The 12,459-nt window shown below is 63.1% G+C and carries 8 protein-coding genes; 6 read left to right on the top strand and 2 right to left on the bottom strand.

Going from position 1 to position 12,459, the window contains the following annotated elements; genetic code table 11:
- Positions 1 to 52: 52 nt before the first annotated feature.
- The gene (gene pbpC / locus ACEPAJ_RS02305; protein ID WP_425913280.1) at positions 53 to 2,434 is read right to left on the bottom strand and encodes a peptidoglycan glycosyltransferase PbpC; all 2,382 of its coding nucleotides are present in this window, start codon (positions 2,432 to 2,434) and stop codon (positions 53 to 55) included.
- Positions 2,435 to 2,572: 138 nt separating this feature from the next.
- On the opposite strand from pbpC, the gene ACEPAJ_RS02300 reads away from it, so the two are divergent.
- A complete protein-coding gene (locus tag ACEPAJ_RS02300) occupies positions 2,573 to 2,866 on the top strand; it encodes a hypothetical protein (RefSeq protein WP_425913278.1) in 294 nt (97 codons plus the stop codon).
- Positions 2,867 to 2,917: 51 nt separating this feature from the next.
- On the opposite strand, the gene ACEPAJ_RS02295 is transcribed toward ACEPAJ_RS02300, so the two are convergent.
- Complete coding sequence (locus ACEPAJ_RS02295; protein ID WP_425913277.1) at positions 2,918 to 7,840, bottom strand: alpha-2-macroglobulin family protein; 4,923 nt, start codon at positions 7,838 to 7,840, stop codon at positions 2,918 to 2,920.
- Between the two features lie 189 nt (positions 7,841 to 8,029).
- Here ACEPAJ_RS02295 and ACEPAJ_RS02290 point away from each other — a divergent pair, with 189 nt between their 5' ends.
- From ACEPAJ_RS02290 to ispA, 5 genes are all read left to right on the top strand, one after another.
- On the top strand, positions 8,030 to 9,400 hold the full coding sequence (locus ACEPAJ_RS02290; protein ID WP_425913546.1) for an MATE family efflux transporter: 1,371 nt from the start codon (positions 8,030 to 8,032) through the stop codon (positions 9,398 to 9,400).
- Positions 9,387 to 10,415 (top strand): sensor domain-containing diguanylate cyclase, encoded by a 1,029-nt coding sequence (locus ACEPAJ_RS02285; RefSeq protein ID WP_425913275.1) that lies wholly within the window; start codon positions 9,387 to 9,389, stop codon positions 10,413 to 10,415. The genes ACEPAJ_RS02290 and ACEPAJ_RS02285 overlap by 14 nt, the downstream gene beginning before the upstream one ends.
- 25 nt (positions 10,416 to 10,440) lie before the next feature.
- Positions 10,441 to 10,896: a DUF2214 family protein gene (locus tag ACEPAJ_RS02280; RefSeq protein WP_425913273.1), complete on the top strand. Its 456-nt coding sequence runs from the start codon at positions 10,441 to 10,443 to the stop codon at positions 10,894 to 10,896.
- 181 nt (positions 10,897 to 11,077) lie between these two features.
- Entirely contained in the window at positions 11,078 to 11,323 is a 246-nt protein-coding gene (locus ACEPAJ_RS02275) for an exodeoxyribonuclease VII small subunit (RefSeq protein ID WP_274087749.1), read from the top strand.
- Positions 11,320 to 12,207, top strand: coding sequence for a (2E,6E)-farnesyl diphosphate synthase (gene ispA, locus ACEPAJ_RS02270; RefSeq protein WP_425913271.1), 888 nt, complete (start codon positions 11,320 to 11,322; stop codon positions 12,205 to 12,207). The genes ACEPAJ_RS02275 and ispA overlap by 4 nt, the downstream gene beginning before the upstream one ends.
- Positions 12,208 to 12,459: the final 252 nt, after the last annotated feature.

Raw genomic sequence — 12,459 nt, 5'->3', positions numbered from 1 at the left:
GCGGGGCTGGACAGGCGTCGAGCAGCATGACCTCCGCCATAAGGGCCCGCCGTTAGTTCTGCAGGCTGAAGCTCAGCTGGGCGGTCTGCCCGCTTTCGTCGAGCACGCTGAGCTGGTAACGCCCCGCACGCGCAAAACTTTGGCTAATCGGCGCGTCGGCACTGGTTTCGGCCACCGGTTGACCGTCAACAAACCACCAGCGTCGGCCACTGCCGCCCAGGGCCGACAAGCGCAAGCGCAGCGGCTCGGCGCTGCCGGCTGGGCGACGTAAACGATCCCCCTCACGCACGCCGACAATCGACAGCGGCGCGGTGGCGGGCACATGCTGCGGCGGGCACTGCACATCAACCGCTGGCATACGGGCGCTGCGCCGCTCACGCCGGGGCAACCAGGGCTCCAGCGGGGCCGGCCACAAGGCCAGGCGCTGCAACGTGGCGCCGGGGCAACTGGCATCCACGCGCAACCCGGCGGCATTGGTCCAGATACGTTCCTGCAGCCCCAAACCCAATGGCTGATCTGGTGCCGGTAAGGTCGGTGGCGTGGTACCCGCCAGGGTCCAGGCAAAACGCTGGCGGCGGCAGTTGGGGTCCTGTGAGTCCATGGGTTGCCCCAGCGGCCAGCAGATCGCCGCCACGCCTACCTCAGCCGGTTGCGGATCAAGCGGCTGAGCAATCCCGCGCTGGCTGTCGCGGTTGACCAACAGATCATGCACCTGCAGCAGCAAGGGCGCGGCCGAGGCCAAACCGAACTGCCCCGGCACCGGTGTACCGTCCGGGCGGCCAATCCAGATACCGATCAGGTAGCGCGGCGCCACACCAATCGCCCAGGCATCACGAAAGCCGTAGCTGGTGCCGGTCTTCCAGGCCAGGCTCGGGCGCTGCACCAGCTGCGCACGCGGATCACGGTCCGGGCGAGCCTGGCCGCTGAGAATCCGCCGCACAATCCAGGCGGCGCCAGGCGACAACAAACGCCGCTCATGCAGGCCCGCCTGTGGCTGAAAGCGCAATCGCGCAGCCATACCGCCCCGGGCAAAAGCGCTGTAACCGCTGACCAGTTCTTCCAAGCGGCTGCCGGCGCCGCCGAGAATCAGCGCCAAGTTAGGCTCAGCCAAGGGTGGCAACAACAACGGCACCCCGGCGCTGCGCAACTCACCGGCAAAGCGCTTCGGCCCATAAGCTTCCAACAGTTGTACGGCGGGTAGGTTGAGCGAGGTGGCCAACGCCTGGCTGGCCGACACCGCGCCGCTGAATCCACTGGCAAAATTCCCCGGCCGGTAATCGCCGTAGCGCCGTGGCACGTCCTGCAGCAAGGACTCGGAGTGAATCAGCCCCTCATCCAGGGCCATGCCATAGAGAAACGGTTTCAGCGTCGAACCCGGTGAGCGCACCGCGCTGATCATGTCGACATGGCCGAAGCGCTTGGCGTCGCTGATATCCACCGAGCCCAGGTAGGCCCGCACCGCCATGCTCGGCTGCTCAACCACCAGAATCGCGGCCGAGGTACGCTCCGGCAAACGCGCCCGCCAGCCGAGCAGCAGGTCTTCCAGGCGACGTTGTAAGGCCGCATCAAGCGTGGTGTGAATCAGCGGCGGACTGTCGCGCGTATTCAGCCGCCGCGCCAGCAGCGGAGCCAGACGCGGTTCCTGGCGCGGCGCAAGCAGCACAGGTTCCTCCAGGGCATCATCAATCGATGCCTGCGGCCATACGCTAAAATCGGCCAGGCGCTTCAGCACTTTGTCTCGCGCGGCCTGCGCGCGCTCGGGATGACGATCCGGACGCAAGCGGCTGGGGGCTTGCGGCAGCACCGCGAGCAACGCGGCTTCAGCACGAGTCAATTGGCGGGGGGATTTGCCCAGATACGCCCAACTGGCCGCCGCCACCCCCTGCAACGTGCCGCCAAAGGGCGCGCGATTGAGGTACAGGGTGAGGATTTCATCCTTGGACAGATGCCACTCCAGCTGCAGCGTGCGCCACAGCTGCTTGAGTTTGCCGGGGTAGCTGCGCGCGTGCGGATCAAGCAGGCGCGCCACCTGCATCGACAAGGTACTGCCGCCAGAGAGCACCCGCCCGCCCCGCAGGTTCTGCCAGGCAGCGCGGCCCAGCGCCAGCGGGTTGACCCCGGGATGCTGATAAAACCAGCGGTCTTCATAGGTCAGCAGCGCCTCTAGGTAATAAGGCGACACCTGATCCGGGCGTACCGGATAACGCCATACACCGTCATGGTCGGCGAAGCGCCACAGCGGCGTGCCATCCTTGGCCAGCACCACGCGAGCCAGGTCATCCGCCGGCAAAGGCAACGGGAACAGTCGATCAGCCAGCGCCAGCGCTAACGCCAGGCACAGCGCAACACCCAGCCAGGGGCGGCGCAGCAACGGCCACACGCGGTTATGCCAAACCGACAAGGCCAATAGGTAGAACTGCTTAACGCGGGTCATGCGCTGATCCATTCCTTGCATCGCGGACGTGTTCTGCTAATTAGCGACGCGCCTAACCAACAGCGCTGCCATTCTGCCAAATGACTGGCACACTGGCGCGCAGCAGCAATCAAAGCCGATTCGGGTGGAACGGGAAATATGGGTGTAGAAGGTTTTTTTGAATCGCTAGGCGAGGCAGTTGGCTCGGTGATTCGCTTTATCGTCGAGGGCATGAGCGGCTTTTTCGGCATGCTCGGCGGTGCAGTCAGCAGCTTTATCGCGGGCATGTCCAAGGCCTTAGGGGTAACGCCGTCATTGCTCAGCATTGTGGTGCTGGTGGTCGGCCTGTGGTTGCTGTACCTGGCAGTACGCGCCTTTATCCGCCGCTCGATCATTGCCGGAATGGTTTGGCTGGTGCTGGGGCTGTGGTTGCTCAGTGGCTTGATCAGCTAAGACACACTGACTAAACAACAAGGCCCGCCTAATTGGCGGGCCTTGTTGTTTCTAGCGTTCTTTAACCACTAGACGACCCGGACTTTCGCCCAGTGCCTGCCAGTTCGGACGGTACATCGACTCCACTTGCGGTGGCGGCACGCGGTAACTGCCGGGCGTAACCGCGCGGGCCAGATACAGCAGGTGGGTGGTGTCGTAGCCGTTTACATCCAGCGCCGCGACGTAACGATCACCACGGAATTCCTGATGCTTGATTGCTGCGTTCTGCATAGACTCACGCCACTCCTTCACCGCGCTGCTGGCATCGTCCAGACTGGCCGAGCTTTGTGCCAGGTTCTGGTTTTCCAGCTCCAGGCCCGCCGGCAGCAGATCGACCACCAAAGCATCCGGCACCCGCTGCTTGGCCTCCACAGCCAGGTGCACCAGCACCAGCTCGCCGCTCTGCAGGTTACTCAGATCAAGCTTGCGACCATCCATGCCCAGGTATTCGCGGTAGATGCTGAGGTTTTCACCTCCCGCCGCAGGCGCCTGGCTTGGGTAGCCGGACAAGGTGAGTTGCTGATACAGCGGCGTATCGCCCGGTTTGTCGGTGGAATTGCTGATGCTCAGCGGCGCAGCCAGGTCACTGCCATCGAGCTTGAGGCCCGACTGGGCATTACTCAGTTCAAAGGCCAGGCTGCCGCTTTGCAGGTCGGCGCTCCAGTTAGGCTCTGGCTTGCTCAGCAGGTTACGCCCGGCCAGGTACAGCGAATTGCGCTCCTGGGTCGACAGCCACTGCTGGCTGGCCACTTCATCGGCGAGGTTGAACAGGCGCTCTTCGCGGCGATTGCCGGCCAGATCATGCTCTTCCAACAGCGACAGAATCAGCGCCTGGTCGCGCAACGGGCTGCCGTAATCCGCCAACCAGGTATTGCTCTCGCGCCCACGGGCCAGGCCTGCGGTCAGCAGCTCATCTGCTCGCGGCTGATCACCCATTTTCTGCAGGGCCACGGCCAGGTGCACCAACGGTAAACCGGACAGTGCATCACTGCGTCGCTCATACAGGCTGCGCAGGGCACCCAGCGGCGCCTGCTGGCTGCGCGCCAACACGTAACCGGCGTAAGCCTGCACGGCAAAGCGGCTGTGGTTGGCGTTATCGCTGTAGTTGACCTCGATCAGCTGGCGCTCCTGCAAATAGCGCAGCAGACGTTCGTTGGCCTTTTTCAACGCCTCTTCGGGTACGCCGAAGCCTTGCTCGCGAGCACGCAGGAGGAAGTCGCTGACATACGCGGTCAGCCAGTACTCCTCATCGCTGTCCGCGCCCCACAGGCCGAAGCTACCGTTGTAACGCTGCATGCTCAGCAGACGTTCGATGCCCAGCTCGATGGAGCGTTTGCGTTGCTCATCGGGCTCGGCTTCCACACCCAGGCGCTTCAGCGTTGCCGCATCGGCGTACAGCGATGGATACAGGCCGCTGGTGGTCTGCTCCAGGCAGCCGTAGGGATACGCCTTGAGTGCGCGGATCTGCTCGCCAAGGTTGAGCGGCGGACGGCTGGAAATCGCCAGACGCGCTTCCAGGCCGGCAGACTCAAAACGGCTCAGAGCATCGGCTGGCAGCAGCCAGCTGTCACCTTTTAGCACCGCACGGAAGTGCTGCAGCTGCGCCGGGTAGGCCGGGCGAATGCCCAGGGTCCACTCACGGCTGAACGGAGGTAACTCTTCACCGGGCAGGCTCAAGCCATTCACCTTGACCGTAAAGCGGCCCTGGCCATAACCACCAAGGGCGGTCACCGGGATGCGCAAGATGCTGCGCTGGCCATCGGCCAGGGTGATCGGTGCAACCGCCGTGCCTGGGCTCTGCGCCAGACGTAGCTGGCCTTCCGCGCTTAGCTGCACATCCAACTTCTGCTCGCGCCCAGACAGGTTGCTCAGGTCCAGGGCCAGAGTGGTTTCATCGCCACCGGCGAGGAAACGCGGGGCCGACAGCTCGGCGATCAGCGGGGCGGCGACCACCGTTTTGCCTTCGCTCATACCGTAAGCGTCATCGGTCCAGGCTTGCGCCATCAGCCGCAGTTCGCCGTTGAAATCCGGAATATCCAGGCTGACTTCGCCTTCACCTTGCTCATTCAGCTGCAACGGTTGGCTCTGCAGGGCGACGATCAGCACACTAGTGTCCGGACGTTTGCCGCCAGCGGCCAGCGCGGCGTCACCACCGAAGGCCAGCTTGGCCACACGGCCTTGCCCGGCTTCGATCAGTTGCCCATAGATATCCAGCTGGTCTGCGCCATAGGCCTTGCGGCCGAAGAAGTTGGCGAATGGATCGGGCGTGGCGTACTCGGTGATATTGAGGATGCCGACATCCACCGCGGCCACCAGCACCTGCGCCTGTTTCGGGATACTGCCATCGGCATTACGCGCCTGTACCTTGACCTTGAGCGGCTGGTTGGGGCGCATTTTCTCGGCGCTGGTCAGGCTCAGTGCAAGTTTGCGCGGCGCGCGATCCAGCGGCAGATGCAGCAAGCCGACCGCGCGTTTTGGCGTGGCGTTGCTCTTGCGCTCGCCGGGGCGAATCACCAGTGCGCTGATATACAGGTCATGCCGCGCCCAATCCTTGGCAATCGGAATGTCGAAAGTCTTACCCTCGGCAGGTACGTCGATCTCTTGCCACCACAGCGGCCCTTCGCTGGACTCCACCATCAGGTAGCCCTTGCCCGCAGACGGCGGGGTAACGGTTACCTGGGCGGTTTCGCCATCGGCGTAAGCCGGTTTATCCAGCGCCAGCTTGACCTGATCCGGTCGAACCGCGCCGCCGTCGGCGTTGTCCTGCCAGCGGTAACCCGCCCAAAACCGCATGCTGCTGAGCAGGCCGGTTTGCGCATCGATAACTTCAAGGCGGTACGGGCCCCACTCCACCGGGAAGCTGATCTTGGCGGTACCGCCAGCCGCGACTTTGAGGGTTTCTTCGTTGAGGGTGAGGAATTTCTCGGTGTAGTTATGGCTCCAGCCATCGCTCTCGGAGAAGTTCCAGAAGTAGTCACGACGCTCACGAATCAGGCGCACGCTGAGCTGATCTGCGGCCAGCTTATTGCCCTCGGCGTCGGCCACCAGCACTTCGAACTCAGCCAGGCTGTCGGCATCCACCTCCTCGCCATCAAACAGCCCGCGCACTCCCGGCAGACGGTCGGCGGGCCATACGGGTTGAATCACTCGCCGGGTAATTGCACGACCACCAGACTCCTGCAGGCTGGCCTGAAGAATCAAACGCAGCGGCGATTTGGCATCGGCCCAGCGGCTTTCGATATCCAGATTAGCCTTGCCCTGCTCGTCCAGGCTGGTTTCATCCAGCTCGATGTCCTCGCTCAGTTCTTCTTCGGTGACCGAGCCGAACTGGTAGCCCGGCAGGCTGGCCACCGCCTCACGCAGCGGGCGCACATAGAGCTGACCACTGAGGCGATTACCCGCCGCCGGCGCGCCGTACAGGTAACGTCCGGTGACCTCGAACTGTGCGTTTTCCGCTGGGGTATAGGGTTCTTCGCTGCCTTTAATTTCCAATGCCATACGTTCTGGCAGGAAGTCTTCCACAGAGAATTCATACAATTGCGGTTTGCCATCACCCAGCTCAAACAGCAGCTGCCAGCGCCCAGTCGGGGCTTCGTCAGCCAGTTGCAGCTGGTACTGATACAAACCGGCGTCATCGGCCTGCCAGACGAATTTGCGGCTGACCTGTTCGTCCGGGCGGCGCACTTCAACATTCACCGGCTGGGCTTTTACCGCGCGGCCATCGGCATCGCGCAGCAGGCCATTGAGCAGCACGGTTTCACCCGGGCGATAGAGATCACGCGGGCCAAACACGAAGAACTGCAACGGGTGGGCGGCAGGCCCGGCAATATCGAACTCGGCCAGATCCAGCGCCGAGCTGTTCAAGCGCAGCAAGCTGGTCTGCTGCGCCTGATGGGCCAGCAGCACTTCGGCCTTCGGTGGCAGCGGCAGTTCGCCATGGCCGGCGCTATCGGTCTTGCCTTCGGCCAGCACCTGGCCTTCGCCATTGAGAATTTCCAGGCGTACATCGCCCAGCGCAGCGCCGCCAGCCAGGGCTTGAGTGAAGACATCGATACGGTTCTGGTAGCGCCGCGCGGACAGGCCGATATCACTCAGGGTGAACAGCGTGGCGGGCTGTGAATAGGCGTAACTGCCCGCTTCACGCATCACCGCCAGGTAAACGCCGGGTTGCTTGAACGGCTCCAGGCCGGCAATCGGCAGCAGCAGGGTTTCGCGAGTGTTGCGCGCCGGGTTCAGGTCGAAGCGGCCACCGTAGACCAGATCGGCCATCGGCAGCAGGCTGCGGGCTTCCCAGTTATCCAGATTGCTCGAACGGCCCCAACGATTGAGAAAGGCCGGCAGCGATTCGGGTTTGATGCGGAAGAACTCGACATTCACCTTGTCGACGTTCAGCGCGATCACCGGCAGTCCTTCGGCCAGGCGCGTGGGCAGCAAGGAACCACGGCTGGCGAAGCCAACACTGGCCTGCAGGTCGCGAGTTTCCAGGCGGGTGACCTGCTCGGCGGCGAGGCTCTTGCCATTCAGCCCGAGCAGACCGGCATCCACCGTCAGCACCAGCTTGCGCTGCGGCTCCAGGTGGCGCAGATGCACCTCCATCAGGTTGTCGCTGAGCTCCCAAGCGCCATCCACTTTGCCGCTCTTGCTATCGACCAGGTGCAAACGCTCGACGAGCTTCTGCTCGGGGTCGAGCGGCACCGAAAAGCTGATCGACAAGGTACTCGCCCCATCCAGTTGCACTTCCGAGACATCCACCACGCTCAGCTCACGGCCGGCGTAACGCTCGGCCAGCGCCGCGCGGTCAACCTCAGGCTTGGCCGCCGGACTAATCACCGGCGGGGTTTGGCTGGCCGTCACTTCGGCCGGCCCAGGGGTGGATGAATCACAGGCACTGAGCAGACTCAGAACAAGTGCCAGAAGCAGTCCATTCTTCGGCATTGCGGGCTCCAACAGGGGTAGATGCACAGGCCTGACACTATAGTCGAGGCACTCACCCACAACTAAGCCTGCGCACGCAAAACGGCTCAGCAGCGCGCGCCGGCCGATCCGTGTTTAATAGCCCGTCTGTGACACACGCTCGCGCATTGAGTTGCAGGCATTTTAATTTTCAGACCGAGAAGCGCATTGATAAACGCCGTACGCGATGCCTGGCAGCACGCCCCCACTCATCGTCGAGTCTGGGCGCTGGCTGCACCGATGATCCTGTGCAACCTCTCCGTGCCCTTGGTGGCGCTGGTCGACAGTGCGGTGATTGGCCATTTGCCGCATGCTCACCAACTGGCCGCAGTGGCCGTGGGCGGCAGCCTGTATACCCTCCTGACCTGGGCGGTGGGCTTTCTGCGCATGGGCACCACCGGCTTCAGTGCTCAGGCGGCCGGGCGCAAGGATGGCGGTGCGCTGCGCCAGGTATTGGTGCAAGGTTTGCTACTTGGTGTGCTGCTGGCTGCACTGCTGATCAGCCTGGCCATCCCCCTGAGCAGCGCCGCACTGAGCCTGATGAACCCTTCGGCGCAACTCGATGAGCTGGCGCGCAACTACCTGCATATCCGCCTATTCGGCCTGCCCGCCGCGCTGACCACCTACGCCCTGGTCGGTTGGTTGCTCGGTACGCAGAACGCCCGTGGCCCGCTGGCCATTCTGCTGACCACTAACCTGCTCAACGTCGCCCTCGACCTGCTGTTTGTGCTCGGCCTGCACTGGGGCGTGGCGGGCGCCGCCTGGGCCTCGGTGCTTGCCGAATGGAGCGGCGCGCTGCTCGGCCTGTTCCTGGCGCGGCGCGCACTGCGGACCTATGCCGGCACGCTGGACTGGGCCGCGCTGCGCCGCTGGCTGAACTGGCGACCGTTGCTGACCGTCAATCGCGACATCTTTATCCGCACCCTGGCGCTGCAGGCGGTGTTCTTCCTGATTACCGTGCAGGGTGCGCGCCTGGGCGATGCCACCGTGGCGGCCAACGCCCTGCTACTCAACGGCCTGCTGCTGGCCGCCCACGCCCTTGATGGCCTGGCGCATGCCCTGGAAGCCCTGTGCGGGCATGCGCTGGGTGCCCGTGATCGCCATGCGTTGCGGCGCACGCTGATTGTGGCCGGTGGTTGGTCGCTACTCGCCAGCAGCGGTTTCGCGCTGTTCTTTCTGCTCGGAGGGCAGTGGTTTATTCAACTGCAAACCAATATCGACGCGGTGCGCGAAGCGGCATTCATCTACCTGCCGTACCTCGCCCTGCTCCCCTTGATCGCGGTCTGGAGCTACCTACTCGATGGTCTGTTTATCGGCGCCACCCGCGCCCGCGAAATGCGCGACGCCATGCTCCTGGCGCTGCTGCTCAGCCTGCCACTGGCCTGGGCCCTGCAACCGCTGGGCAACCAGGGCTTGTGGTTGGCCTTTCTCAGTTTTATGGCGCTGCGCAGCCTGTGCCTTGGGGGCTATGCTTACCGTCTGACCAAGGCCGATCAATGGTTCGCCCCCAGCCCATCAGGAGCTCCCCATGCTCAGCCCTGAAATACCCAGCGATGAAGCGCTGCGCCAGCAGGCCTTGGACGATAACGAGTTACTCGACACGCCGGCCGATCCCTACCTGGACACCTTGGTGCGGGTGGTGCGCGAGGTATTTGCGGTCAAGACCGTCTTGGTCAGCCTGATCGACCATGATCGCCAGTGGTTTAAAGCGCGCATCGGCCTGGAAGCAGACGCGACCCCACGCGCCATCTCTTTCTGCGGCCACGCAATTTTGGGTACCCAGGCACTTATTGTCGAAGACACCCATAACGACCCGCGTTTTAACGACAACCCGCTGGTGCTCAACAACCCCAATATCCGCTTTTACGCCGGGCACCCCCTGTTCTCCGCGGAAAACCAGGCACTGGGTACCCTGTGCCTGATCGACCCGCAGCCACAGAAACTCACGGCCAAACAACAAAGCCTGTTTAGCGACATGGCCGCACTGGTCGAGGGCTACCTGAAACTGCGTAACGACAGTGAGCAAACCGCGCAGTTACGCGCGGCGCTAAGCCGTGAACAACGCAAGGCCATGCTCGACCCCCTGACCCAGCTGTGGAACCGCGCCGGCCTTAACCACTTTCTGCCTCGGCACCAGCAACAGGCCGACGACCTAGGCCTGCAACTGGGCGTGCTGTTTTGCGACCTGGATTACTTCAAGAAGATCAACGACAGCCATGGTCACGCCGCTGGCGACCAGGTGCTATGGGAAACCGCGCGACGCATCAGCGCCGCCGTGCGCCCGCAGGACGTGGTCACACGCAGCGGTGGCGAAGAATTCGTGGTGGTGCTGCAGGTGCACGACCAGCAAGAACTGCTGCAGATTGCCGAGCGCATTCGCAGTGCCATGAGCAATAAGCCGCTGGATATCGATGGCCTGTACATCAAGCTGACCATCAGCATCGGCGCCACCCTGCGTACCGCTCAAGATGCGCCGAACGATGCCCTGAAGCGCGCCGACCAGGCGCTGTATCAGGCCAAAGGCAATGGCCGTAACCGGGTCGAATTCGCTAACTGAATCCCCTCTGTGAAAGGACGCCAGCATGGGCCAAGCACTTGTTGCCTACCTGCATTACCTGTCGATCTTCCTGCTGTTCGCCCTGCTCAGCATCGAACACGTGCAATTTAAATTGCCGCTGGATCTGCGCCGGGCACGTGGTCTGATCATCACCGACATCGCCTACGGCGTGTGTGCCGGGCTGGTGTTATTCAGCGGCCTGGCGCGGGTGCTCTGGTATGGCAAGGGCCTGGACTACTACCTGGGCAACAGCCTGTTTCACGCCAAAGTCGGCCTGTTTATTTTCATCGGGCTGATTTCCGTGGTGCCGACCTTTGTTTTCCTCAACTGGCGCAACAGCCTCAAGGCCGGCGAAGTGCCACAGGTCAGCAACCGCCAGGCTCGCCTGGTGATTGGGGTGATTCGCCTGGAACTGTTGTTGCTGCTGGTGATCCCATTACTGGCGGTGCTGATGGCCCGCGGCTATGGCGTAAGCAGCTGACTGCCAGCTAATTAAGCAACCGTGTTGTGGGAGGGGCTTTAGCCGCGATAGTCGCTCGCCGCTAAAACGCCGCCCACACGTCCAGATACCGCCCGCTGATTTGCCCGCACGGCCCCGCTCTGCTAGTGTCGCGCGGTTGCATATCCCCCGATTCCGCCGATCCGCCCCCGAGAAATTCGCTATGGCCGCCCGCAAAAAAGCCGCGCTCGACTTCGAGCAATCCCTGACCGATCTGCAGAACCTGGTCGAACGTCTGGAAAACGGCGAGCTGTCGCTAGAAGACTCGCTGACTGCCTTTGAACAAGGCGTACGCCTGACCCGCGATTGCCAAACGGCATTGGCTCAGGCCGAACAGAAAGTGCAAATCCTCATGGAACGTGACGGCGCGCTGGAGGAAGCCCCTTTCGACGCGGATCAGCAGGCATGATCGCGACCTACCAAAGCCACTGCCAACGGCGCGTCGATAGCGCCCTGGAAACCCTCCTGAGCAGCCCACGCCCGGAGCTGGAACGCCTGTATGCCGCCATGCGCTACAGCCTGTTCAATGGCGGCAAACGCGTGCGCCCGCTACTCGCCTACGCCGCCTGCGAAGCCCTTGGCGGCGAGCCGGAACGTGCCAATGCGGCCGCTTGCGCCGTAGAACTGATCCATGCCTATTCCCTGGTGCATGACGACCTGCCGGCGATGGACGATGACGACCTGCGCCGCGGTCAACCGACCACCCACAAAGCCTTCGACGAAGCCTGCGCAATTCTTGCCGGTGACGGTCTGCAGAGCCTGGCCTTTGAAGTGCTCGCCGACGCCACACACAACCCGCATGACGCGCAGTTGCGCCTGGCCATGCTCAGCGCGTTGGCGCGTGCAGCCGGCCCGGCGGGGATGGTGGGCGGCCAGGCGATCGACCTCGGCTCGGTCGGCCAAGCACTCGACCAAAACGCCCTGGAAACCATGCACCGGCACAAGACCGGCGCGCTGATCGAGGCCAGCGTGCAGCTCGGCGCGCTAGCCAGCGGCCAGGCTGACGAACATGCCCTGAAAGCCTTACACAGCTATGCCCGCGCGATTGGCCTGGCGTTTCAGGTGCAAGACGACATCCTTGACGTGGAAAGCGACACCGCAACCCTGGGCAAGACCCAAGGCAAGGATCAGGCCCACGACAAGCCCACCTACCCCGCCCTGCTCGGCCTCGACGCCGCCAAGGTCTACGCCCAAGAGCTGTGCGAGCAGGCGCTGCATGCTCTGCGCCCCTTCGACCAAGCCGCCGAGCCGCTGCGTGAGCTGGCGCGTTATATCGTCGAACGGCGTAGCTGATCCGCGCTACGCACCGGTGTGGGAGGCGCTTTAGCGGCGAGCTGTATCGCTATTGTCGCGGCTACAACTGCATGAATGCAGCCAATCCGTAGTAAGGAAGCAATCCGGTACAATCGACCGCAGAAATGGCCCTCTCGGATTGCATCCCGGCCCGTTGCACCGGTAACCAATACGGCTCTACTAAACTCATCCTGTTCTAAAAGTACCCAGCTGCAAATTAAGGACCAAATGTAAGAGCTGATTGCATGCACA

It is taken from the genome of Pseudomonas sp. GWSMS-1, from assembly GCF_049847425.1.
Lineage (GTDB): Bacteria > Pseudomonadota > Gammaproteobacteria > Pseudomonadales > Pseudomonadaceae > Aquipseudomonas.
The sequence above is the reverse complement of the archived record's forward strand: the minus strand, read 5'-3'. Positions and strand labels throughout refer to the sequence as shown.